The organism is Burkholderia sp. Bp8986 (assembly GCF_003854225.1).
Lineage (GTDB): Bacteria > Pseudomonadota > Gammaproteobacteria > Burkholderiales > Burkholderiaceae > Burkholderia.
The window spans coordinates 12,539-34,992 of sequence record NZ_QTQM01000014.1; the positions used below are offsets into that span (position 1 = coordinate 12,539).

Sequence of the window (22,454 nt, forward strand, 5' to 3'; positions counted from 1 at the left end):
ACGCTTCGCCGCCCGCCGAAAGCGCCCGCGCGCTGCTATGCTGGCTGCCGTTCCCGCCCTCGCGCCCCGCCCCATGATCGAGATCCGCGCCGCCCGCTATCCCGACGATGCCGCCGTCGTCGAAGCGATCTTCCGCGAATACATCGCAAGCCCCACCGTCAGCCTCGCGTTCCAGGACTACGAGCCGGAGCTCGCCGCACTGCCGGGCAAATACGCAGCCCCGCGCGGGCAACTGCTGCTCGCATGGCACGGCGAGCGCGCGGTCGGCTGCGCGGCGTTTCGGGAAATCGACGCGACGACGTGCGAGATGAAGCGCGTGTACGTGCGCCCAGACGCGCGCGGGCTGAACGTCGGCCGCCAGCTCGTCGAACGGCTGCTGCGCGACGCGAAGGCGGCCGGCTATGCGCGGATGTGCCTCGACGTGCTGCCCGAGTTCGTCGCCGCACGGCAACTGTATGGTTCGCTCGGCTTCACGCCCGCGCCGCCGGTCGCGTTCAATCCGGTGCCAGGCACCGAGTTCCTCGGGCGGGATCTGTGATGATCGCCACCGCACGCTGCGCCCTGGTTGCGCTGCTCGCCGCACTGTCGTCCGGCGCACGCGCCGGCGACCTGCCGCCATCGGTCGCGACGCAACTGCCGTCCGGCTACCGGCCGCTCGTTGTACAGGAAGGGCCGGACCTCGGCAACGGACGGCGCAGCTTGCTCGTCGTCGTGCATCGCGAAGCCGATACGCGCGCGCAGCCGTCGCCGCGCCCGCTGCTGATCTTCGAGGAGCAGCCCGATCGCGCGTACCGGCTCGCCGCGCGCAACGACCACGTCGTCCTGCGCGCGAACGAAGGCGGCCAGTGCGATCCGTTCGATCCCGAAGACGCCGCCGACAGCGGCCTCGCGGTGAAAGGCCGCTATTTCACCGTGCAGAACTTCGTCGCCTGCGGGCAACACTGGAGCGACTTCGTGACGTTCCGCTACGACCCGCGCACCCGCGGCTGGCTGTTCTCCAGCGAGATCTACACCGAATCGTTTCCGCTCGACGAGCAGCCCGACCAAGTCACCGTCACGCGCGCCGATGCGCACCGGCCGGTATCGTTCGGCCAATGGCGGCGCAAGGACTGAAGGACCCGCGCAGCGCAATCCTCAACCGGCGCGCAGCCGCGTTGCCGCCGGCCATGAAGCCTGCCGGCCGTCATGAACAATGTTCCGCGTCGCCCGCATCCGCGCGACTCGCCTCCCCCCGCCAACCGGTCTACCATAGGCGCTCGTCGTCGTTCGGGCGCGCGCCGGCGCGGCATGCGGCTTGCGCGTGGTCCCTTCCCACGTTGAACCAGCGCAGGAGGACGTCATGACGCAACACTTCGATGCGATCGTCATCGGCACGGGCCAGGCCGGGCCGCCGCTCGCCGCACGGCTCGCCGGCGCCGGCATGAAAGTCGCGATCGTCGAACGCGGCCGCTTCGGCGGCACCTGCGTGAACACCGGCTGCATCCCGACCAAGACGCTGATCGCGAGCGCGTATGCCGCGCAACTCGCGCGGCGCGCGCAGGAGTACGGCGTGTCGGTCGGCCCCGTCAGCGTCGACATGAAGGCCGTGAAGGCGCGCAAGGACCGGATCTCCGGCCGCTCGAACCACAACGTCGAGCAATGGGTGCGCGGGCTCGACCACACGACGGTGTTTCAGGGTCATGCCCGATTCGAGCGGCCCGATGCGGTGCGCGTGGGCGACGACGTGCTCGAGGCCGAACGCATCTTCATCAACGTCGGCGGACGCGCGCAGATCCCGCCGATGCCGGGCCTCGACTCGGTGCCCTATCTGACCAACTCGACGATGATGGACGTCGACTTCCTGCCGGAGCATCTCGTGATCATCGGCGGCAGCTACGTCGGGCTCGAATTCGGCCAGATGTACCGCCGCTTCGGCTCGAAGGTCACGATCGTCGAGAAAGGCGCGCGCCTGATCCACCGCGAGGACGAGGACGTGTCGCAGGCCGTGCGCGAGATTCTCGAGAACGAAGGCATCGACGTGCAGCTCGACGCGAACTGCCTGAGCGCACGGCGCGACGGCGACGGCGTCGCGGTCGGCCTCGACTGCACCGGCGGCCGCCGCGAGGTCGCGGGCTCGCACCTGCTGCTCGCGGTCGGCCGCGTGCCGAACACCGACGATCTCGGGCTCGAGCGGGCCGGCGTCGCGACCGACGCGCGCGGCTACATCACGGTCGACGACCAGCTGCGCACCAGCGTGCCCGGCATCTGGGCGCTCGGCGACTGCAACGGGCGCGGCGCGTTCACGCATACCGCGTACAACGACTACGAGATCGTCGCGGCCAACCTGCTCGACAACGATCCGCGCAAGGTGTCCGACCGCATCAACGCGTACGCGATGTACATCGATCCGCCGCTCGCCCGCATCGGCATGACGCTCGCGGAAGCAAAGCAGACCGGCCGCCGGCTGCTGGTCGGCACGCGGCCGATGACGCGCGTCGGCCGTGCGGTGGAAAAAGGCGAGAGCCTGGGTTACATGAAGGTGATCGTCGACGCGGACAGCCATGCGATTCTCGGCGCGTCGATCCTCGGCGTGACCGGCGACGAGGTCGTGCACGGCATGCTCGACGTGATGGCCGCCGGCGCGCCGTACACGACGATCAGCCGCACGATGCACATCCACCCGACCGTGTCGGAGCTCGTGCCGACCTTGCTGCAGGATCTGCATCCGGTCGAATGAAGGATCGCGGAAACGGGCGTGCATCCTGCGCGCCCGTCATGCACGCGCGCTGCACATTGCCCATCCGGCCCCGTCACGCGGCGCCGTCCCATCGCAAACCGCACTGATCGCCAGTCGAATATTTAATTTTCACCTGGACGAGCGCGCCTTTACCCTTTCGGCATCGCATCACAGGGCCACCGGCCCCCTCTGGAGCATTCCGATGACCGACCCCGGCACCGCGCAAGCCGTTTCCCGCCCGCACGCGGCTTCCGTGTCCTATGGCGCGCTCGCGCTGCTGGTGCTGGCCGGGCTCAACCTGCGTCCGTTCCTGACCGCGTTCGGCCCCGTGCTCGACCTCGTGCGTGCCGACACGGGCCTCGGTTTCCGCGCGGCGGCGCTGCTGACCACGCTGCCGTTCGTGCTGATGGGTGTCGTCGCCGGCCTCGGCGTCGGGCTCGCGCGGCGCGTCGGCGAGCAGCGCGCGCTGCTCGCCGCGCTGGCGTTGATCGCCGCGGGTTGTACCGCGCGCCTGTGGAGCGACGGCAGCACCGGACTGGCCGTCACGGCAATCGTCGCGGGTGCGGGCGTCGCCGTGGTGCAGTCGCTCGCGCCGGGCCTCGCCAAGCGCTGGTTCGTCGACCGGCTGCCGCTCGCGATGGGCCTCTATTCGGCCGCGCTGGTCGGCGGCGGTGCGTTCGGCGCGGTCGCGAGTCCGTGGCTCGCCGCGCGCGGCGGCTGGCATCTGTCGCTCGCCGTGTGGGCCGTGCCCGCGCTCGTCACGCTCGCGCTGTGGCGCGCGAAGGCGCCGCGCGACGCGCTGCATGCGGCGGCGGCATCGGCGCCCGTCGCCGCGTTCGTACGCATTCCGCGCGCATGGCAACTCGCGCTGTTCTTCGGCCTCAGCAACAGCGGCTATGCGAGCCTCGTCGCGTGGCTGCCCGCGTTTTATCGCAGCGTCGGCATGAACCCGCAGGCGAGCGGCAACCTGCTCGCGTGGATGGCGCTGTTCCAGGCGGCCGGCGCGCTCGCGATGCCGATGTTCGCGAAACGTTCGCACGATCGCCGCCCGGTGCTGTGGCTCACGCTCGCGCTGCAGACGGCCGGCTTCGCCGGCTTCGCGACGATGCCCGCGCTCGCGCCGTGGATGTGGGTCGCGAGCGTCGGCATCGGGCTCGGCGGCTTCTTCTCGATGAGCCTGATCGTCACGCTCGATCACCTGCCCGATGCGCGGCTCGCGGGTGCGCTCGCCGCGTTCGTGCAAGGCGTCGGCTTCCTGACCGTCGCCGCGAGCCCGTGGTTGATCGGCTGGCTGCGCGACGCCGGCGGCGGCTTCGCGATCGCGTGGTGGATGCATCTCGGCGTGATCGCGTCGATGGCCGCGCTGAACGCCACGTTCTCGCCCGCCGGCTACCGGCGCAGCATGGCGCGCGTCACCGGCGCCGCGCGCTGACACCGCAGCACCGGATTCCCTGATCCGGACGATCGCCGGCCGCTTGCGGCGCTCGTCCAGCCGCCCGCGCATGGCCGGGCGCGGGCCGTCACGCCCATCGGCCGCCATTCGCTTCACCCCAGAACGACATCAATCGGTAAGGAGACAATCATGAAAAAGCTCGTCATCGCCGTCGCGCTCGCGCTGACGGCCGGCGCCGCCGCCGCGAAAGACCCGGCCGTCCTGCGCCTCGGCGTCGATCCCAGCTACGCGCCGTTCGAATCGCTCGCACCCGACGGCACGCTCGTCGGCTTCGACATCGATCTCGGCAACGCGATCTGCGAACGCATGAAGGTGCGCTGCGTGTGGGTCGAGAACGCCTTCGACGGGATGATCCCGGCGCTGAAGGCGCGCAAGTTCGACGGCGTGCTGTCGTCGATGAGCGTGACCGAGAAGCGCCTCGCGCAGATCGCGTTCACCGACAAGATCAACAACGTGCCGCCGCGCCTCGTCGCGCGACGCGGCGCGAACCTGCAGCCGACGGCCGAGTCGCTGGCCGGCAAGAGCGTCGGCGTCGAACAGGGGTCGACGCAGGAGACCTATGCGCGCACGTACTGGGAACCGAAGGGCGTGATCGTGCGCACGTACCAGACGCAGGACCTCGTCTATCAGGATTTGATTGCCGGTCGTCTCGACGCGTCGCTGCAGTCGTCGGTACAGGCCGATCTCGGCTTCCTGAAGACCGCGAAGGGCACGAACTTCGCGTTCGCGGGGCCGCCGCTGCATGATCCGAAGACGCTCGGCGTCGGTTCCGCGATCGGCGTGCGCAAGGACGACGACGCGCTGCGCACGCAGATCAACCAGGCGCTCGCCAGCCTGATCCAGGACGGCACGTATCAGCGGATCGCGAAGAAGTATTTCTCGTTCGATATCTACAACTGACGGACTCGGCCGGTTGCGGCCGGTGGCTCAAAGGGGGCGGCGCATGCGAGTGCGACGCCCCCTTTCTTCTTTTCCGGAACCGGTTCGTCAACTCCTTTCGACCCACGCCCGGTGCAATGGCATCGACCCATCGTCTGACGACGGCTTCGCTATTCGCAATCACCGACGAAGTGCCACCTGTTCAGCAACAGGCACGAAGCTTGCGCCTTGCGCCCGCTCGCCTGCTCGCCTGTTCGAACGGCGAGCGCGCGTCGCTTCGCGGCTGCCGCGATGCGCGATCGGCTGGCCAGCGCCGCATTTAATAACGAAGGAGACGTTGTCATGGACGAGACGAATGCATATCGCCGCTACGATCGCCGCCGCTTTCTCGCCGGCGTTGCCGCGGTGGCCGGCAGTGTCGCACTGCCGGGTTGCGGCGGCGGAGGGGACGGCATATCGGCCGTGGACGGCAATGCGCGCGCCCCATCGATCGGCGACGCGCCGTCGCCGAACGGCGGCAATCGCTACAGCCTGCCGCGGCCGGCGTTGCCCGATCCGGCGAGTTCCGGCATCGATCACATCGTGCTGGTCACGATGGAAAATCGATCGTTCGACCATTTCATGAGCTGGGTGCCGGGTGCCGAGGGGATGCCCGCCAATCGGCAGTTCAGGGACGCGTTCGGCGGGACCAACGCACCGTTTCCGCTGTCGGCGAATCCCGCCTACGGCTATCAGGCATGCGCGTACCACGACCCGAACCACACCTACCAGGGCGCGCGCACGCAACTGGCTGCGGGCGAGATGAACGGCTGGCTCCTGACGCCCGGGACGAGCCTGACCCAGGGCGACCTGCTGCCCATCGGCTATTACACGTCGGCCGACCTGCCGTTCTTCAGCGCGGCGGCAAGCAGCTACACCATCGGCGACTTCTACTTCAGCGGCGTGCTGACCAATACGTTTCCGAATCGCCTCTACCTGCACAGCGGCGCCACCGACCGCCTCACCGACACCCCCGACAATTCGTCGCTGCGCACGATCTGGGACAACCTGGGCGACGCCGGCATCGGTTGCAGTTACTACTACCACGACGTGCCGTTCACCGCGCTGTATGGCACGCGCTATCTCGGCATCTCGCATGCGTTCGCGGATTTCCTGGCGAATGCGGCGGCGGGAACGCTGCCGCCGTTCTGCATGGTCGACCCGGTTTTCGCGGGCGAGCTGCAAGGTGCGTCCGCGGACGACCATCCGCATGCGGACATCCGCGACGGGCAGGCGTTTCTCAACCAGGTGTACGACGCGCTGCGCACGAGTCCCACCTGGAACCGCACGCTGATGATCGTCGTATATGACGAGTGGGGCGGGTTTCTCGAGCACGCGGTGCCGCCGATCCGGCCGATCAGCAACAACGAGCTCGCGCTCGGCAACGACGGCAAGCTCGGCTTTCGCGTGCCGCTCGCCCTGCTCGGCCCGCGCGTGCGGGCAGGCTCGGTGACGCGCTACCCGTTCGACCCGAGCTCGATTCACGCGCTGCTGCAATGGCGTTTCGGGCTGAAGCCGCTCGGCGTGCGCGGCAGCGATCCGGCGACCTTCAATCTCGCTTACGCGCTCGATTTCAACGACGCGCCGCGCACGGACGCGCCGGCGTTCACGGTCCCGCAAGGTCCGTTCGGCGGAACGTGTCCGGGGACGACCGCGCCGTCGTCGCCCGGTTCGGTTACCGGCGTGGATCCGTCGCAAATGGCGGCCAATCCGGCGGCCAATCCCGCAACCAATCCGGCGGTCGACCGCTTCGCCGAGTTGCGCGCGAAGGCTGCGGCACTGGGGTTCAGGACCGGAGGCTGACGGCCGCGTGGAGGCGACGGCCGACACGCGATACGGCGACAGGCGAGCGATGGCCGGGGATCCGTAGGGCAACACCCGGCAGTTCGCCACGCATCAGCGCGATCGGTCGATCGCCGAGATCCGGTCGCGACTGGCCGACGGCGACCGGCAGATGGCCGGGGCCACGGACGATTCGCGTGCATCCCGAGCGGCGCATGCGACGTGGCCTCGACGATCGGCGCGGCGCGCTTCACGCGCGTGCATCCACCCTCCGCCCCCCGCTGTCGCAATCATCCAGATTCGCGTCGCGTGCAGATAAAACCTCCGCGCCCGGTCCGCCGTTAACCCGTTCGCAGTCCCGGCGCCCCGTCTTTCAACGCGGCACCCGTCGTCGTTCGTGATCCGGAATCCACATCCGCCGTCGGCCGCCCGTCGGGCCGCCGGCAAGGGAACGTCATGCGAAAACTCACCATCCGCGGCGGCCTCGTCGCGACCGTCGCCGGCTATACGGCGCTGCTCGTCCTGGTCGTCGGCGCGTGCATCGCCGCGCTCTACGCCGGCAACGGCTCGCTCGAAGCGATGTACCGCGACGACACCGCGTCGCTGCTGCACCTGAAAACCAGCTCGGAGCGCATGCTCGTGCTGCGCGAACGCGTCAGCGACGTCGCGCAGATCATCAGCGCCGGCCAGGCCGCGAAGGCGGAAATCGCGCAGCTCCACACGCTCCTCAAGCAGAGCGACGACGAACTGGACGCGTACTCGCGGTTGCATGCGCGCGACGCCGACGAGCAGGCCTTGTTCGATACGCTGCAGCAGCGCCGTCGCACCTTGCTCGATCAGGTCTTCCTGAAAGCGATGTCGCAACTCGACCACGACAACGCCTTCGACTTCCTCGACACGCACCGCACCGCGCCGCCGGCACTCTTCACCGCCTACCAGGAAGCGATCGATGCGCTCGAATCGTTCCAGGTCGCGCGCCAGAAGGCGCGCTACGACGCGGCCGGCGAACGCTTCCACCGGATCGTGTGGGCCATGGCGGCGGTCGCCGCCTTCGCGCTGGTCGTCGGCTTCCTGGCGCAGCGCGTGCTCGCGAAAGCGATCATCGCGCCGATCCATCTCGCCGTCGCGCATTTCGACAGGATCTCGAAAGGCGACCTGACCGGCGCGGTCGTCATTCCGGGCGAAAACGAAATGGCGTATCTGTTGAATGCATTGAAGCGCATGCAGGACGGCCTCGTCGAAACCGTGAGCCAGGTGCGCGCGAGCACCGAGACGATCGTCGGCGACGTGCGCACGATCGCGAGCGGCAACGTCGACCTGTCCGCCCGCACCGAGCAGCAGTCCGTCTCGCTGCAGCAAGCCGCGGCGAGCGTGGAGCAACTGACGGCAACCGTACGCCAGAACGCGGACAACGCACGCGATGCGCGCACTTACGCCGAGGGAGCGGCCGGCATCGCGGCAAAGGGCGGAGACGCGATGCAGCGCGTCGTCGAGACGATGTCGGCGATCTCGCACAGCTCCGCGCGGATTTCCGGCATCGTCGGCGTGATCGAAAGCATCGCATTCCAGACCAACATCCTCGCGTTGAACGCCGCCGTCGAAGCAGCGCGCGCGGGCGAACAGGGGCGCGGTTTCGCCGTCGTCGCGACCGAGGTGCGCGGGCTCGCGCAGCGCTGCGCATCGGCGGCGAAGGAGATTCGCGAACTCATCGGCAATTCCGCGCAGCGCGTCGAAGACGGCAGCGGTCTCGTCGCACTCGCCGGTTCGGCGATGACCGAGCTCGTCGTCGCGGTCGAGCGCGTGAACGCGATCATGGGCGAAACGAGCATCGCCTTCGACGAGCAGTCCGCCGGCATCGAGCAGGTGAATGCCGCGGTCATCCAGATGGAGCAGACGATGCAGCGCAATGCCGCGCTGGTCGAGGAAGCGGCCGCAGCGGCGTTGTCGCTCGAGGATCAGGGCGCGCGGCTCAGCGATGCCGTCGCGCAATTCCGTCTGCGAGAAGCGGCGGCGGCGTGATGTAACGGCCCGGCCCGTCGCGGGCTGGCCGGCCCGTCACGCCACCCGGGCCGCAGCCCGGTGTCGTGACGGGAAACAGGTGGATCGCCGGTGTGCGGTGTGCCGTGTGTGACTAGACCGCCCGCTCCAGCAGGTCGGTTGCGAACGACTTCGCATGCTCGACAGCCTCCTGCGCATCGGGGAATACACCGAGCTGCTCCCAGTGCTCTTCGGCCGCGTAGGTTCCCCTCACCGCCAGCGCCCGCTGAACGCGCAACTGCGCCGCGTATTTGCCGTCGTCCAGTGGCCGGGCCGTCGCGACGACCTTGTGCGGCGGGCTCGCTCGCTCCGGCTGAACCAGTTCGACGGAGCCACCGGCCGTGCCGATCGCCATCAACTCGTTCCTGGCCTTGCAGTCCGGGCAGTAGAAGCACCATCCCGCATCATCCTGGCGAGACTTGACCTGCCCGCGCGCCAGCACGGCACGACATTCAACGTTTTCGCAGATGAACGGCATAGCTGTCTCCGAAGTTGTTTGAGAGAAATCCTAGCATGTCCGTCGGCGGCGAAACCAGAAAAAAAGCCGGCCCCGAAAGGACCGGCCTCGCCGACATCGCACCGCGCAAATGCCTGCCCGCGCGGCCTCGCTCAGTAGTGACTGCGCCCCCACAGCGTCTTCGGTTCGTCGAGCAGGCGACGCAACCCGCTGCGCTCGATCATCGTCTCCGCGACCTCCATCACGCGCTCGAGAATCGCGTTCTCGTCGACCGACAGCACACGCCGATCCTCCATCAGCACGCGGCCGCCGACCATCGTCATGCACACGTCGGCCGCGTTCGCGAAACACGTGACGCGATACACGGGCATGTTCATCGGCATCATGTGCGGGCGAAACAGGTCGACGAGGATGATGTCGGCGAGCTTGCCGGCTTCGAGCGAGCCGATCTCGTGATCGAGCGACAGCGCCTTCGCCGCGTCGATCGTCACCATCTCCAGCACCTTCCCGTGCGGCAGCACGTCGGGGTCGCGGAAATGGCGGCGATGGTAGTGCATGCACTGCCACATGTGACGGAACATGTCGTAGCCGCGATCGGGCGCCGCGCCGTCCGACGCGATCGCGACCGTCACGCCCGCATCGATCAGCTCGGGCACCGGGCAGCGGCCGATGATCGACATGATCGCGCTCGGGTTGTGGACGATCGCGGTGCCGGTTTCCACGCACGCGGCGATATCGGCGTCGGTGAGGTCGATGCTGTGCGACATGAACGACGTCGGGCCGAGCAGCCCGAGCTCGCGATGCGCGAACGCGAGCGTGCCCGCGCGATGGCCGTCCTGCGTGAACGTCAGGCCGCGCTCGCGCGCTAGCGCGCCGTAGCGTGCGGCCTGATCGCGGAAATCCCGCTCGTACTGCGCGAGTTCCGGGTCGTGCTCGGGCCCGTACACCGGCAGCGTGATCGCGATCCGGATCCGCCCGTCGGCGTCGCCGTGGCATTCGTCGACGATGCGTTCGCACACGTCGTACATCGTGTCGAAATCGATGTCGCGCGTCTCGCCGCCGTCCGGCGCGTGGCGCGTGTATGCACGCGGCGCGGGCGGGCGCGACGGGCCGACGGCCACGATCGAGCGCGTGCCGGTGCGCACCACGGCATCGCAATGACGCCGCGCGTAGACGGGATCGTCAACGCGCATGATCGAGTTGCCGCCGCCGAGCAGCGACACGCCGGTCGTCACGCCGGCCTTCAGCCGTTCGAGCGCCGCGAGATGCGATTCGGTTTCCCAGAACGCCTCGTCCGACGCGCGCGTATAGATCGTCTCGGCCGCGGCCGACCACGCATCGCCGTCCGCGCCGCCGATCGTGCGCAGCATCGCGTGGCCCGCGTGCGCATGCGCATCGATCAGGCCCGGCAGCACGGCCTTGCGGCGTGCGTCGATCGTGCGCGCGGCACGGAAGCGCGCGTGCAATTCGGCGGTGTCGCCGACGGCGACGATGCGGTCGCCCCTCACGGCAACCGCGCCGTTCTCGATCACGCGCCGCTGCGGGTCCATCGTGATCACGCAGCCATTCGCGATCAGGGTGTCGATCGCTTCACGCCGGTCGTCGGCCTTGTTCTCGGTCGTCATCGTTTCGGTGTCCTGTTGTAGTTAGAAGGGGCCGGGCGCCGCCGCACGGAAAAACCGCCGGGCAGTCGCCCGGCGGTTCGGCGGCGGCACGCCGATCGGGTCGTCACGCGGAGCGGGCCGGCGCAGCCACGCGCGCCTTCAGCTTGCGCTGTGCCGCGCTGATCGCGATGAACACCACCGCGTTCACCGCGAGTGCGACGAGTCCGGGGTTGATCGACGTCAGCGTGCTGGATGCGCCGGGGAACAGCGACGCGAGCGTCACGCCGTAGTAGTTCGTCAGCGCGATCACGATCGCACCGGCGACGATCCCTGCGAACGCGCCTTCCCGCGTGCCGAACGGCCGCTTCAGGAAGCTCGACGCGAGCATCGGTACGAGCTGCGTGAGCAGGCTCGACGAGAAGATCGCGAGCGTGACGAAGGTCGCGCCGCCGCGCAGCACGAAGTAGACAACCACCAGCGTGAAGATCGGCAGCGCGATCCGCGCGACGCGCGTCACCTCGCGGTCGGTCGCGTTCGGCGCGAAGCCTTCGCGGTAGATGTTGCGCGCGATCGTCGTCGAGGCGTTCAGCATGATCAGCGAGCCCGGCACCAGCGCGGTCAGCAGGCCCGTGCCGCCGACGATGCCGACGAACCACGCGGGGAACGTCTGCTTCACGAGACGCAGCAGCGCCAGATCGGTCTGCGCGCCTTCGAGCCCGTGCACCGTCATCACGGCCGCGAAGCCGACGAGGAACAGGAACGCGATCAGCACCTGGTACAGCGGCATCAGGATCACGTTGCGGCGCAGCGCGCGTTCGTCCTTCGCGACGTAGATCGCGGTGAAGCCGTGCGGGTACAGGTAATAGCCGAGCGACGTGAGCAGGATCGTCGAGTTGTACCAGCTCAGGTTGAAGCCGTGCTCGGGCATGCGCAGCAGTTCGGGATGCGCGGCGTCGATCTTCGCGAACATCTCGCCGAGGCCGCCGTAGTAGTGCATCGGCAGGTACAGGCCGAGGAAGATCGCGATCGCGAGGATCAACACGTCCTTGAAGATCGCGATGCTCGCCGAACCGTGGATGCCCGACACGACCATGTACACGGCCATCAGCGTCGCGGCGATCCAGATCGCGGCCGCTTGCGGAATCAGCCCGTACGACATCTCGGACACGATCACGCCGAGGCCGCGCAGCTGGATCATCAGCAGCGACACCATCGCGAACACGGCCACGACCGACACCAGCACGCCGATCGCGCGGCTGTCGTACTTCGACGCGAAGTAGTCGGCGAACGACACGAGCCCGCGCGCCTTCGCGTAGCGCCACACCGCGGGCAGCATCCAGTAGCCGATCACGAACGCGAGGCAGCCGTACGACAGGATGTAGAACGCGGGCACGCCCTTGCTGTAGGTCCAGCCGCTCGCGCCGAGGAACGAGAACGTCGAGAACGCCTCGCCGGCCATCAGCAGGAACGTGAGCAGCGAACCGAAGCCGCGCCCGCCGACCGCCCACTGCTCGAGCGTGAGCTTGCGGCCGCGCCGCGCCATCACGCCGATCGCGAGCGCGAACACGGCGAACGCCGCGATGATGATGATCGAGGCGTTCATCGCGCGTCTCCCGTGCGGCCGTCGCGGGCCGCGTCGCGCTCGTCGAGGTGGAACAGGATCGCGAGGATCGCGGCGGTCGCCGCCATCCAGATCAGGTTCCACACGAGCAGGAACGGCAGGCCGAACAGCAGCGGCCGCACCTCGGCGATCGAGCCGCCGGTGTACATCCCGACGAACGGCAGCGCCGCCAGCAACAGTCTGAATTTCATCTATGTCTCCTCCGGAAGACGCGCGAACGCGTCAGCGCATCAGAACTTCTGGCGGATGCCGACCACCACCGCCACCTGCGACGTCGTCGACGACGGCCCGTCGGTCCCGTCGATCCACGCGTGGCCCACGCCCGACGACGCCTTCTGGTAGAAGCCGTTCACGTACACGTCGGTGCGCTTCGACAGCAGGTACTGCAGGCCGGCCGACACCTGCTGATAGTGACCGTCGTCGGCGCCGCGCGCGACCTTCGTATAGGTATAGCCGGCCGCGGCCATCAGCGCGGGCGTGATCAGGTAGCGCACGCTGCCTTCGTAGTTGTTGAAGCGCAGCGCGCCGCCCGTCGCCTGGCCGAAGTTCGAGCCCGTGTACAGCAGCCCGAGCGTCGCCGCGCCGATCGTGTAATTGCCGCCCGCGCCCCAGATCTGCTGGCGCACCGCGCTCGACAGGCCGGCGCCGAACACCGACGCCGAGCCCGGGTAGTAGTTGTCGGACGCAACGGCGCCCGTCGCGCTGGCCGCCGGATGGTTCACGCGCGCATAGGCGGCGCCTGCATTGAGCGGCCCGTGCGTATAGGTGACGCCGGCGCTCCACGAGTTGTCGTTCGAGAAGCCCGTCGAGTTCGAGAACCCGTACATCAGGTTCGCCTGCAGGCCCGCGATCGTCGGCGACACGTACTTGACCGCGTTGTTGGTGCGGAAACTATTGTTGATGTCGTCGTTGTCGAACGGGTGCGTCGAGTACTGCGCGAGGAAGCTGCTCATCTGCAGCGAGCCGAGGATGTCCTGCGTCGAGTTGTACTGGCGGCCGAGCGTCACCGCGCCCCAGTTCGCACCGCTCAGGCCGACCCACGCGGAGCGGCCGAACATCCGGCCGCCCTGCCCGAGCGCGCCGTTCGCGACGTTGAAGCCGTTCTCGAGCCGGAAGTTCGCCTTCAGGCCGCCGCCGAGATCCTCGCTGCCGATCAAGCCCCAGCGCGGGCCCGATTCGTTGCCGCCCGTGAACTGCCACAGCGCATGGCCCTTCGAATTGTTCGTGTAGGTCACGCCGGCGTCGACGATCCCGTACAGCGTCACCGTCGACTGCGCGTGCGCGGCGCCGGCGAAACTCATCGCCATGGCTGCGCTCATGCACGCGACGCCCGTCTTCCTGCCCATCGTTCGCACCATCTCCGTCATCTCCTCTCCAAACCGTCTTGTCGATGTTGTGTTTTGTTGATGCTGGCCATACGCGCCGGTCGGCTTGTATAGACAGTGGCTGGATGGTATCCAGCCGCAGTCGCATCAAGAAATGAAATGTTCAACTGGGCGGCAGTTGAAAATCGAATGGAGACGGATGAAGGGGAAACGGGCGGCGAATGCGCGCGTCTGCAAGCCGATAGAAAGCATGGAAGCCCGCCGGACGCGACGCATTCTGCTCAGACATGAATGGCTCGCGTAAGAAAGCTGACGAAACGGTAACGCGCGACGCGCCTATGCGGTTTTCCCGGATAGACCGTGCATCGGCCGCCGCAATGCGGCGTCGAACGGATTCGTGCGCGGGCCGATCGCATCGGCCTGGCGCCGGAGCAGTTCGACGACCATCGGCATCCGGTCGTCGCCGAGCCGCGACGCCAGCGTGCCAACGCTCAGCGCGCCGACCGGGTAGCCGGTGCGATCGAGGATCGGCACCGCGACGCCGGCCATCCCGTCGAGCACGCCGCTGTTGCGGCCCGCGTAGCCGAGCTCGCGCACGCGCTCGATCTCGGTGCGCAGGTAGACCTCGTCGAGCACGCCGTAACCGCGAATGCGCGGCACGTTGAAGCGGATCACTTCCTCGCGCTCGGCTTCCGGCAGGAACGCGAGGATCGCGAGGCTGCCCTGCCCGACGCCGAGCGCAATGCGCCCGCCGATGTCCCCGGTGAACGAACGGATCGGGAACGGGCCTTCGCACAGATCGAGACACACCGCGTCGAAGCCGCTCTTCACGAGCAGGAAGATCGTCTCGCCGAGGCTCGCGCACAGCCGCAGCAGCGCAGGCCGGCACAGCGTGCGCATGCTGCTCGGGTTGCCGGCCAGCGCGGCGAGCGCGAAGAAGTCGACGCTCAGCCGGTACAGCTTCGACTGTTCGTCCTGCTCGACCATCCCTTCGGCGATCAGCGATTGCAGGATCCGGTGCGCGGTGCCCTGCGTGAGGCCGACGGCCTTCGCGAGGTGCGTGACACGCACGCCGTCCTGCTGCATGCCGGCCAGCGCGCGCAGGATCGCGAACGCACGCTGCAGCATGCCGGTGCCCGGCGCGCCGGCCGCATCGACGGCGGCGTCCTCGTCCGCGGCCGGCATGCGTACGGCACGCGACGTTCCGGGCGAATGCGGTTCCTGCATGCGGATTCTCCTCGATGATTTCATTGAACGGAATACATCAGCTGCCATTGTCGTGTCGCCAAAATGCGCGCGGCATCCGGGTGTGCACGGGATTGACGCGCGTCTTTCACCACCTGCCCGCCCTTCATTCAACGGAACGATTTTCCGGCGACCCAGCAAAGCATTCCGTTCACTGGAATTTTTCTGAAATTCATCTCGTTGAGCAGAATTCCAAATTGACGCTCCGAAATATGGCTGGCTAGAGTCCGCGTCAATGACGCACCGGCCATGCGGTGTGCGAACCCGGAGTGCTCCATGTCGTTTCTCACGCTTACGGATCTGACGAAATCGTTCGGCGCGCTCACCGCCGTCGCCGACGTCAACCTGTCGGTCGAACAAGGCGAATTCGTGTCGCTGCTCGGGCCGTCGGGCTGCGGCAAGACCACGACGCTGCAGATGATCGCCGGCTTCGTCGACGTCACCCGCGGCCGCATCGCGCTCGACGGGCAGGACATCACGCACATGAAGCCGAACCGCCGCGGGCTCGGCATCGTGTTCCAGAGCTATGCGCTGTTTCCGCACATGAGCGTCGCGGAGAACGTCGGCTTCGGGCTCGACATGCGCGGCGTCGACAAGGCGGAGCGCGCCGAGCGCATCCGCGCGGCGCTCGCGCTCGTGCGCCTCGATGCGCTCGCGCACCGCTTTCCGCGTGAATTGTCCGGCGGGCAGCGGCAGCGCGTCGCGATCGCGCGCGCGGTCGTGATCGAGCCGCCGGTGCTGCTGCTCGACGAGCCGATGTCGAACCTCGACGCGAAGCTGCGCGAGGAGATGCAGTTCGAACTGCGCGCGATCCAGCGCAAGATCGGCACGACGACGATCATGGTCACGCATGATCAATCGGAAGCGCTGTCGATCAGCGATCGCGTGGTCGTGATGGAAGCCGGCCGCATCACGCAGACGGACACGCCGTACCGCGCGTACGAACGCCCGGAGAACCACTTCGTGTCGCAGTTCATCGGCAAGGCGAACCTGCTGCCCGGCACGATCGTCGCGCACGACGGCGACGCGATCCGCATCGATCTCGGCCACGATCTCGCGGAGACCGGCCGCACCGTGCACCTGCCGGCGCGCGAGCGCGACGTGCGCATCGGCGATGCCGTGTCGGTGTGCATCCGTCCCGAGAAGCTACGACTGTGCGCACCCGGCGCGGGCCGCTTCGCCGCGACCGTCACGAGCCGCTTCTTCCTCGGCAGCCAGTGGCTGTACCGCGTCGACAGCGCGCTCGGCGAAGTGCTCGTGTGCTGCCAGAACGAAGGCGCGGAGCCGCTCGCGGAAGGCGCGCCGGTCGGCGTCGACTGGCACAGCGACGCGGTGCGCGTGATGCGCCGGGAGGCCTGAATGCGACAGCCTACCCGTCCGCTTTCGACCGACGGCGCGCCGGCCGGGCTCGCGCCATCGGGCGCGGCCGCGACCGCGGCGGCCAACGCGGCCGACGCCGTTCCGCTTCGCACCGGCAGCGTTGCGCTGCGCGCGACGTGGCGTGCGCACGCGCCGCTGTGGCTGATGTGCGCGCCCGCGTTCGCACTGTTCGCGGCGCTCGTGCTCGTGCCGCTCGCGATGACCTTCGCGCTCACGTTCTACAGTTACGACCCGGCCACAGGTCCGATCGCCGCCTTCCAGCTCGGCAACTACGCGGAGGTGCTCGGCTCGTCGTACTTCCACACGATCTTCGCGCGCACGTTCGGCATCGCCGCGCTGACCACCGCGATCTGCGTCGCGATCGGCACACCCGAAGCGTACGTGCTGTCGAAGATGCGCGATCCGTGGCGCTCGCTGTTCCTGCTCGTCATCCTTGCTCCGCTGCTCGTGTCGGTCGTCGTGCGCGCGTTCGGCTGGAGCATGCTGCTGAACACGAGCGGGCTCGTGAACCAGGCACTCGGGCTCGTCGGCCTCGGGCCGTACAAGCTGGAATACACGACGTTCGCGATCGTGATCGCGCTCGTCCACGTGATGCTGCCGTTCATGGTGATTCCCGTCTGGACGGCACTGCAGCGGCTCGATCCGCAGACCGAGCACGCGGCGCTGTCGCTCGGCGCGTCGCCGTTCACGACGCTGCGCCGCATCGTCGTGCCGCAGCTGATGCCGGGCGTGCTGTCGGGCAGCCTGATGGTGTTCGGGCTGTCGGCGAGCGCGTTCGCGATTCCCGGCCTGCTCGGCGGACGCCGCCTGAAGGTCGCGGCGACCGCCGTCTACGACGAATTCCTCGGCTCGCTGAACTGGCCGCTCGGCGCGACGATCGCGGTGCTGTTGCTGGTCGCGAACCTCGTCGTGATGCTCACCTACTACCGCGTGCTCGAACGCCGCTATGCGCGCAGCCTCGGAGGCGCTTCCCGATGAGAAAGAACGGCCCGTTCGCCCTGGCGTTCCATACGCTCGTGATCCTGTTCGTGCTCGCGCCGCTCGCGATCGTCGTGCTGGTCGCGTTCACGCCCGAAGAAACGCTGACGCTGCCGACGCATGGCCTGTCGCTGCGCTGGTTCCGCGCGATCCTCGACTATCCGGACTTCGTCACCGCGTTCGCCAACAGCGTGAAGCTCGCATTCGCGTCGGCGACGCTGTCGCTCGCCATCGCGTTGCCCGCCGGGCTCGCGATCGGCCGCGCGACCTTTCCCGGCCGCGCGTTCCTGAACGGCCTGTTGCTGTCGCCGCTCGTGATTCCCGGCCTCGTGCTCGGCATCGCGCTGCTGCGCTTCTTTGCGCTGATCGGCGCGACCGGCTCGTTCGCATGGCTGGTGCTCGCGCACATGATCGTCATCACGCCGTTCGTGATGCGGCTCGTGCTCGCGTCCGTCGCGGGCCTCGACCGCAGCATCGAGCAGGCCGCGTGCTCGCTCGGCGCCGACCCGTGGACGACGTTCCGCCGCATCACGCTGCCGATGATCCTGCCTGGCATCACCGGCGGCTGGCTGCTCGCGTTCATCAACAGCTTCGACGAGCTGACGATGTCGATCTTCGTCACGTCGCCGCAGACGGTCACGCTGCCGGTGCGCATGTACATGTATGCGACCGAATCGATCGATCCGATGATGGCGTCGGTATCGGCGCTGGTCATCTTCATCACCGCCGGCGCGATGCTGCTGCTCGATCGCGTGTACGGCCTGAACCGCATCCTGATCGGCCAACACTGATGACGACCTTCGTTTCCCGCTCCACCGACAACGCGGACGCCGGCGCGCAATTCGTGCGCGTCGCCGAACGCGAGCGCGCCGCCGTCGCGTTCACGCTCGATGGCCGCCCCGCGCAGGCGCTCGCCGGCGACACCGTGCTCACCGCGATCCTCGTCGCGCAGCGCCGCGTGCGCGTGAGCGAATTCAGCGGTAAGCCGCGCGCGGGCTTCTGCCTGATCGGCGCGTGCCAGGACTGCTGGGTCCGCACCGAGGCCGGCGCCCGCGTGCGCGCCTGCTCGACGCCGATCGCCGATGGCATGCGGATTCTCACCGGCGCGCAGCCCGACACGGCCGGAGACGCATCATGAGCGACGCACTGCGGCCGGTGATCGTCGGCGCGGGGCCGGCCGGCGTGCGCGCGGCCGAGGCGCTGGTCGACGCGGGGCTGCGCCCCATCGTGATCGACGAGAACGCGCGCTGGGGCGGGCAGATCTATCGCCAGCCGCCGGCCGACGGCGCGTTCGCGCGCGGCAAGCGCGCGCTGTACGGCTTCGAGGCCGCGAAGGCCGATGCCGTGCACCGCACCATGGCCGCGTTGCTGCCGCACGTCGACTATCGGCCGAACACGCTCGCCTGGGCGTGCGGCGCGGGCCGCGTCGACACGCTGCAGGACGGCCGCGAAACGACCGTGCCGTTCTCGCACCTGATCGTCGCGAGCGGCGCGACCGATCGCATGCTGCCGGTACCCGGGTGGACGCTCGCGGGCGTCTATACGCTCGGCGGCGCGCAAGTCGCGCTGAAAGCTCAGGGCTGCGCGATCGGCAGCCGCATCGTGTTCGCGGGCACGGGGCCGTTGCTGTATCTCGTCGCCTATCAGTACGCGAAGGCCGGCGCGCAGGTCGCGGCCGTGCTCGACACGAGCCCGCTGCGCCGGCAGGCTGCCGCGACGCCCGCGCTGCTGCGCATGCCGTCCACATTCGCGAAGGGGCTGTACTACATCGGCTGGCTGCTCGCGCACGGCGTCGCGATCGAAACCGGCGTCACGCTCGAGCGCGTGCTCGGCGAGCGGCACGTAACGGGCCTCGCATGGCGCGCGGCCGGCGGCGACGCGCAGCCGCGGATGCTCGACTGCGATGCGCTCGGCCTCGGCTTCGGGCTGCGTTCCGAGACCCAGCTCGCGGATCTCGCCGGCTGCCGGTTCCGTTTCGATCCGCTCAACCGCGCATGGCTGCCCGAACGCGATGCGGCCGGCCGCACGTCGGTGCGCGGCATCTACGTGGCGGGCGACGGTGCCGGCATCGCAGGCGCCGACGCGGCCGAGGCGTCCGGGCGGCGCGCGGCGCTCGCGCTGCTCGGGGATGCGGGTATCGCGATGCCGTCGTCGTCGCCGTCGCTGGCCGGCAAGCCCGATGTAGCGACGCTCGATCGCACGCTCGCCCGGCTCGGCGCGTTCCGTGCCGGCCTCGAAGCGGCGTTCGCGCCGCCCGCCGCACTCGCCGCGCGCTGCCCGGACGACACGATCGTGTGCCGCTGCGAGGAAATCGACGCGGGTACGCTGCGACGCTGCATCCGCGGTGGCGAAGCGACCGAGCTGAACCGGCTGAAGGCGCTGACACGCGCCGGGATGGGCCGCTGCCAGGGCCGCATGTGCGGCGACGCGACCGCACTCGTGCTCGCCGCGGAAACCGGCCGCGCGCTCGCGGACGTCGGCCGGTTGCGCGCGCAACCGCCGGTGAAGCCGTTCCCGATCTCCGCCGCACTCGCGGGCGACGATGTCGCGGCGATTCCCGACGAGGCACGCGATGAGTGAACGCCGTCACTACGACGTCGCGATCGTCGGCGGCGGGCTCGTCGGCGCTTCGGCTGCGCTGGCGCTCACGCGGCACGGCTTGCGCGTCGCGCTGTTCGAGCGCCGCGACTGCGGCGCGCAGGCAAGCGGCGTGAACTACGGCGGCGTGCGCTGCCAGGGCCGCCCCGCCGAACAACTGCCGCTCGCGCTGCGCGCGCGGCGCATCTGGGATCGCCTGCCCGAGCTGATCGGCATCGACGGCGAATTCGTCGTGTCGGGTCATTTGCGGCTCGCGCGCAGCGACGCCGATCTCGATGCGCTCGATGCCTACGCGACGCTTGCCGGCGAGCACGGCGTGCCGTTGCAGGTGATGCGCGGCGACGCGTTCCGCCGCCGCTACCCGTGGCTCGGCCGCGCGGCGGTCGGCGGCTCGCTGTGCGCGACCGATGGGCACGCGAACCCGCGCGTCGTGTCGCCCGCGTTCGCACGCGCGGCCCGCGCAGCGGGTGCCGACGTGTTCGAGCACACGCCGGTCGACGACGCCCGGCACGATGGCACGCGTTTTCATGTCGTTGCGGGCGGCCGTGCGTTCAGTTCGACGTGGCTGATCAACTCGGCCGGCGCATGGGCGAACACGATCGCCGAGCGCTTCGGCGAAGCCGTGCCGATGGAGCCGATCTACCCGAACATGTGGGTGACCGAACCGCTGCCGCCGTTCATCACGCACAACCTCGGCGTGTACGGCGGCGGCGTGTACGCCCGGCAGGTCGCGCGCGGCAACTGCGTGATCGGCGGCGGGCGCGGCCGCGGCGACGGCGAGTTCGGCCAGCCGTCGGTCGACACGACGCGCGCGGTGATGCGCGATGCGTGCGCGCTGCTGCCCGCATTGCGCGACGCGCTGCTGATCCGCACGTGGAGCGGCGTCGAAGGCTGCACGCCCGACCACAACCCGATCATCGGCGCTAGCCGTACCACGCCGAACCTGCTGCATGCGTTCGGCTTTTCCGGCGGTGGCTTCCTGCTCGCGCCGGGCGTCGGCGAAGTGCTCGCCGAGCTCGTCACAATCGGCGAAACCGCCACGCCACTCGATGCATTCTCGATCGGCCGCTTCTTCCCCAAAGCCGCGCCGACCGCCCCTTTCCGTCAAGAGGAGACCCAACGATGAAACTGCTCGGAACGATCGCGGCGGCTGCCGCCCTCTGCCTCGCAGGCGCCGGCGCGCCGGCGTTCGCGCAAACCAAGACGATCTACGTCGGCATGAACGGCGGCCCGATGGAAAAGGCCTATACAAGCCAGGTGCTGCCCGACTTCGAGAAGGCGAACAACGTGAAGGTCATCGTCGTGCCCGGCACCTCGTCCGACGTGCTCGCGAAGCTGCTCGCGAACCGCAACAAACCGCAAATCCACGTCGCGTTCCTCGACGACGGTGTGATGGCGCGCGCGGTCAGCCTCGGTGTATGCCAGAAGCTCGACGACTCGCCGGTACTGAAGGAGCTTTATCCGTTCGCGCGAATGAAGGACGACGTCGGCGCGGGCGTGCAGCTCGGCATGACCGGCATCGCGTACAACAAGAAACTGTTCGCGGAGAAAGGCTGGGCGCCGCCGACGTCGTGGATGGATTTCGCCGACCCGAAATACAAGGGCAAGGTCGTGTTCCAGTCCGCGTCGAGCAGCACGTTCGGGCTGCACGGATTTCTCGCGATCAACCGGCTGCTCGGCGGCAGCGAACAGAACGTCGAGCCCGGCTTCAGCAAGTGGGCGAGCACGGTCGGGCCGAACGTCGTCGAGTACATCCCGAACTCGGCGAAGATCTCCGAGATGGTGCAGACCGGCGAGGCCGGCCTGTTCCCGCTGACGCCGACCGGCGTCGGCGACCTGCAGGACAAGGGCATTCCGGTCGCGTATGCGAACCCGAAGGAAGGCCCGGTGCTGCTGCTCGTCGACCTGTGCGTGGTCGCGAACAACCCGGACCCGCAACTGGCCCAGAAGCTCGCGCAGTTCCTGCTGTCCGCACCCGCGCAGACGAAGGCGGCCGAAGCCGGCAAGCAGATCCCGACCAATCGCCTCGCGAAGATGCCCGCTGCGATGCAGCAAAGCCTCGGCAGCGTCGACGATCTGGTGCGCAAGTTGACGGTGGTCGACTGGACGGCGATCAACGCCCGCCGCGCGCAGTGGGACACGCGCTGGAACCGGCAGATCGAGCGGTGACGGGCACCGGCGTTCGCGGGTACGGCCGTGCGCGCCACGACCATCATTTGCGGGAGTGATGACACTCCCCTTTTTCTGCGGATTTGACCGGGGCGGCGGTGCCGACAACACTAGCCCGCAGTGCCGCATGCGTCGCAGAGACGGCACGCACCCGCCCCCTTCAGAGTCCGC

Annotated in this window: 20 protein-coding genes; 14 read left to right on the forward strand and 6 right to left on the reverse strand. The window is 68.7% G+C overall.

Features of this window, described 5'->3' with window-relative positions:
• Positions 1–73: 73 nt before the first annotated feature.
• The 7 genes from DID99_RS15010 to DID99_RS15040 all read left to right on the forward strand — a co-directional run bounded on the left by DID99_RS15010 (position 74) and on the right by DID99_RS15040 (position 8,888).
• The gene (locus DID99_RS15010; RefSeq protein WP_044845332.1) at positions 74–538 is read left to right on the forward strand and encodes a GNAT family N-acetyltransferase; all 465 of its coding nucleotides are present in this window, start codon (positions 74–76) and stop codon (positions 536–538) included.
• Positions 538–1,113, forward strand: coding sequence for a hypothetical protein (locus DID99_RS15015; protein ID WP_124487641.1), 576 nt, complete (start codon positions 538–540; stop codon positions 1,111–1,113). Before DID99_RS15010 ends, DID99_RS15015 begins: the two co-directional genes overlap by 1 nt.
• 226 nt (positions 1,114–1,339) lie before the next feature.
• Positions 1,340–2,716 carry an FAD-containing oxidoreductase gene (locus DID99_RS15020; RefSeq protein WP_044845334.1) on the forward strand — a complete coding sequence of 459 codons (1,377 nt, stop codon included), beginning with the start codon at positions 1,340–1,342 and terminating at the stop codon, positions 2,714–2,716.
• 202 nt (positions 2,717–2,918) lie between these two features.
• Entirely contained in the window at positions 2,919–4,148 is a 1,230-nt protein-coding gene (locus DID99_RS15025; RefSeq protein ID WP_124571154.1) for a cyanate transporter, read from the forward strand.
• Positions 4,149–4,298: 150 nt separating this feature from the next.
• Positions 4,299–5,069, forward strand: coding sequence for an ABC transporter substrate-binding protein (locus DID99_RS15030; RefSeq protein WP_124667034.1), 771 nt, complete (start codon positions 4,299–4,301; stop codon positions 5,067–5,069).
• Between the two features lie 321 nt (positions 5,070–5,390).
• Complete coding sequence (locus tag DID99_RS15035; RefSeq protein ID WP_124667035.1) at positions 5,391–6,890, forward strand: alkaline phosphatase family protein; 1,500 nt, start codon at positions 5,391–5,393, stop codon at positions 6,888–6,890.
• A gap of 435 nt (positions 6,891–7,325) precedes the next feature.
• Positions 7,326–8,888, forward strand: a complete 1,563-nt coding sequence (locus tag DID99_RS15040) for a methyl-accepting chemotaxis protein (RefSeq protein ID WP_124667036.1) — start codon at positions 7,326–7,328, stop codon at positions 8,886–8,888.
• Between the two features lie 112 nt (positions 8,889–9,000).
• Here DID99_RS15040 and DID99_RS15045 read toward each other — a convergent pair whose 3' ends face one another.
• The 6 genes from DID99_RS15045 to DID99_RS15070 form a co-directional block, all read right to left on the reverse strand.
• Positions 9,001–9,384 carry a hypothetical protein gene (locus DID99_RS15045; RefSeq protein WP_124522053.1) on the reverse strand — a complete coding sequence of 128 codons (384 nt, stop codon included), beginning with the start codon at positions 9,382–9,384 and terminating at the stop codon, positions 9,001–9,003.
• A 131-nt stretch (positions 9,385–9,515) separates the two neighbouring features.
• On the reverse strand, positions 9,516–10,988 hold the full coding sequence (locus DID99_RS15050) for an amidohydrolase family protein (protein ID WP_124667037.1): 1,473 nt from the start codon (positions 10,986–10,988) through the stop codon (positions 9,516–9,518).
• A 103-nt stretch (positions 10,989–11,091) separates the two neighbouring features.
• Positions 11,092–12,570: a sodium:solute symporter gene (locus DID99_RS15055; protein WP_044845341.1), complete on the reverse strand. Its 1,479-nt coding sequence runs from the start codon at positions 12,568–12,570 to the stop codon at positions 11,092–11,094.
• The gene (locus tag DID99_RS15060; protein ID WP_124528938.1) at positions 12,567–12,779 is read right to left on the reverse strand and encodes a DUF3311 domain-containing protein; all 213 of its coding nucleotides are present in this window, start codon (positions 12,777–12,779) and stop codon (positions 12,567–12,569) included. The genes DID99_RS15055 and DID99_RS15060 overlap by 4 nt, the downstream gene beginning before the upstream one ends.
• A 39-nt stretch (positions 12,780–12,818) precedes the next feature.
• On the reverse strand, positions 12,819–13,934 hold the full coding sequence (locus tag DID99_RS15065; protein WP_409333447.1) for a porin: 1,116 nt from the start codon (positions 13,932–13,934) through the stop codon (positions 12,819–12,821).
• A 315-nt stretch (positions 13,935–14,249) separates the two neighbouring features.
• The gene (locus DID99_RS15070) at positions 14,250–15,140 is read right to left on the reverse strand and encodes an IclR family transcriptional regulator (protein WP_044845343.1); all 891 of its coding nucleotides are present in this window, start codon (positions 15,138–15,140) and stop codon (positions 14,250–14,252) included.
• Between the two features lie 294 nt (positions 15,141–15,434).
• Here DID99_RS15070 and DID99_RS15080 point away from each other — a divergent pair, with 294 nt between their 5' ends.
• From DID99_RS15080 to DID99_RS15110, 7 genes are read left to right on the forward strand one after another with little or no spacing between them, the layout of a single operon-like run.
• Positions 15,435–16,517: an ABC transporter ATP-binding protein gene (locus tag DID99_RS15080; RefSeq protein WP_044845344.1), complete on the forward strand. Its 1,083-nt coding sequence runs from the start codon at positions 15,435–15,437 to the stop codon at positions 16,515–16,517.
• Positions 16,518–17,516, forward strand: coding sequence for an ABC transporter permease (locus DID99_RS15085; RefSeq protein WP_124667038.1), 999 nt, complete (start codon positions 16,518–16,520; stop codon positions 17,514–17,516).
• Positions 17,513–18,307: an ABC transporter permease gene (locus tag DID99_RS15090; RefSeq protein ID WP_124667039.1), complete on the forward strand. Its 795-nt coding sequence runs from the start codon at positions 17,513–17,515 to the stop codon at positions 18,305–18,307. Before DID99_RS15085 ends, DID99_RS15090 begins: the two co-directional genes overlap by 4 nt.
• On the forward strand, positions 18,307–18,654 hold the full coding sequence (locus DID99_RS15095; protein ID WP_124667040.1) for a (2Fe-2S)-binding protein: 348 nt from the start codon (positions 18,307–18,309) through the stop codon (positions 18,652–18,654). The genes DID99_RS15090 and DID99_RS15095 overlap by 1 nt, the downstream gene beginning before the upstream one ends.
• Complete coding sequence (locus tag DID99_RS15100; RefSeq protein WP_124667041.1) at positions 18,651–20,096, forward strand: NAD(P)/FAD-dependent oxidoreductase; 1,446 nt, start codon at positions 18,651–18,653, stop codon at positions 20,094–20,096. The genes DID99_RS15095 and DID99_RS15100 overlap by 4 nt, the downstream gene beginning before the upstream one ends.
• Positions 20,089–21,240 carry an FAD-binding oxidoreductase gene (locus tag DID99_RS15105; RefSeq protein ID WP_124667042.1) on the forward strand — a complete coding sequence of 384 codons (1,152 nt, stop codon included), beginning with the start codon at positions 20,089–20,091 and terminating at the stop codon, positions 21,238–21,240. Before DID99_RS15100 ends, DID99_RS15105 begins: the two co-directional genes overlap by 8 nt.
• Positions 21,237–22,283 (forward strand): ABC transporter substrate-binding protein, encoded by a 1,047-nt coding sequence (locus DID99_RS15110; RefSeq protein ID WP_124520359.1) that lies wholly within the window; start codon positions 21,237–21,239, stop codon positions 22,281–22,283. Before DID99_RS15105 ends, DID99_RS15110 begins: the two co-directional genes overlap by 4 nt.
• Positions 22,284–22,454 lie beyond the last annotated feature (171 nt).

What these genes read in the sequence shown, in the direction of transcription:
- DID99_RS15010 (WP_044845332.1), top strand. Translation starts at nt 74, where the DNA reads ATGATCGAGATCCGCGCCGCCCGCTATCCCGACGATGCCGCCGTCGTC.
- DID99_RS15015 (WP_124487641.1), top strand. Translation starts at nt 538, where the DNA reads ATGATCGCCACCGCACGCTGCGCCCTGGTTGCGCTGCTCGCCGCACTG.
- DID99_RS15020 (WP_044845334.1), top strand. Translation starts at nt 1,340, where the DNA reads ATGACGCAACACTTCGATGCGATCGTCATCGGCACGGGCCAGGCCGGG.
- DID99_RS15025 (WP_124571154.1), top strand. Translation starts at nt 2,919, where the DNA reads ATGACCGACCCCGGCACCGCGCAAGCCGTTTCCCGCCCGCACGCGGCT.
- DID99_RS15030 (WP_124667034.1), top strand. Translation starts at nt 4,299, where the DNA reads ATGAAAAAGCTCGTCATCGCCGTCGCGCTCGCGCTGACGGCCGGCGCC.
- DID99_RS15035 (WP_124667035.1), top strand. Translation starts at nt 5,391, where the DNA reads ATGGACGAGACGAATGCATATCGCCGCTACGATCGCCGCCGCTTTCTC.
- DID99_RS15040 (WP_124667036.1), top strand. Translation starts at nt 7,326, where the DNA reads ATGCGAAAACTCACCATCCGCGGCGGCCTCGTCGCGACCGTCGCCGGC.
- DID99_RS15045 (WP_124522053.1), bottom strand. Translation starts at nt 9,384, where the DNA reads ATGCCGTTCATCTGCGAAAACGTTGAATGTCGTGCCGTGCTGGCGCGC.
- DID99_RS15050 (WP_124667037.1), bottom strand. Translation starts at nt 10,988, where the DNA reads ATGACGACCGAGAACAAGGCCGACGACCGGCGTGAAGCGATCGACACC.
- DID99_RS15055 (WP_044845341.1), bottom strand. Translation starts at nt 12,570, where the DNA reads ATGAACGCCTCGATCATCATCATCGCGGCGTTCGCCGTGTTCGCGCTC.
- DID99_RS15060 (WP_124528938.1), bottom strand. Translation starts at nt 12,779, where the DNA reads ATGAAATTCAGACTGTTGCTGGCGGCGCTGCCGTTCGTCGGGATGTAC.
- DID99_RS15065 (WP_409333447.1), bottom strand. Translation starts at nt 13,934, where the DNA reads ATGGGCAGGAAGACGGGCGTCGCGTGCATGAGCGCAGCCATGGCGATG.
- DID99_RS15070 (WP_044845343.1), bottom strand. Translation starts at nt 15,140, where the DNA reads ATGCAGGAACCGCATTCGCCCGGAACGTCGCGTGCCGTACGCATGCCG.
- DID99_RS15080 (WP_044845344.1), top strand. Translation starts at nt 15,435, where the DNA reads ATGTCGTTTCTCACGCTTACGGATCTGACGAAATCGTTCGGCGCGCTC.
- DID99_RS15085 (WP_124667038.1), top strand. Translation starts at nt 16,518, where the DNA reads ATGCGACAGCCTACCCGTCCGCTTTCGACCGACGGCGCGCCGGCCGGG.
- DID99_RS15090 (WP_124667039.1), top strand. Translation starts at nt 17,513, where the DNA reads ATGAGAAAGAACGGCCCGTTCGCCCTGGCGTTCCATACGCTCGTGATC.
- DID99_RS15095 (WP_124667040.1), top strand. Translation starts at nt 18,307, where the DNA reads ATGACGACCTTCGTTTCCCGCTCCACCGACAACGCGGACGCCGGCGCG.
- DID99_RS15100 (WP_124667041.1), top strand. Translation starts at nt 18,651, where the DNA reads ATGAGCGACGCACTGCGGCCGGTGATCGTCGGCGCGGGGCCGGCCGGC.
- DID99_RS15105 (WP_124667042.1), top strand. Translation starts at nt 20,089, where the DNA reads ATGAGTGAACGCCGTCACTACGACGTCGCGATCGTCGGCGGCGGGCTC.
- DID99_RS15110 (WP_124520359.1), top strand. Translation starts at nt 21,237, where the DNA reads ATGAAACTGCTCGGAACGATCGCGGCGGCTGCCGCCCTCTGCCTCGCA.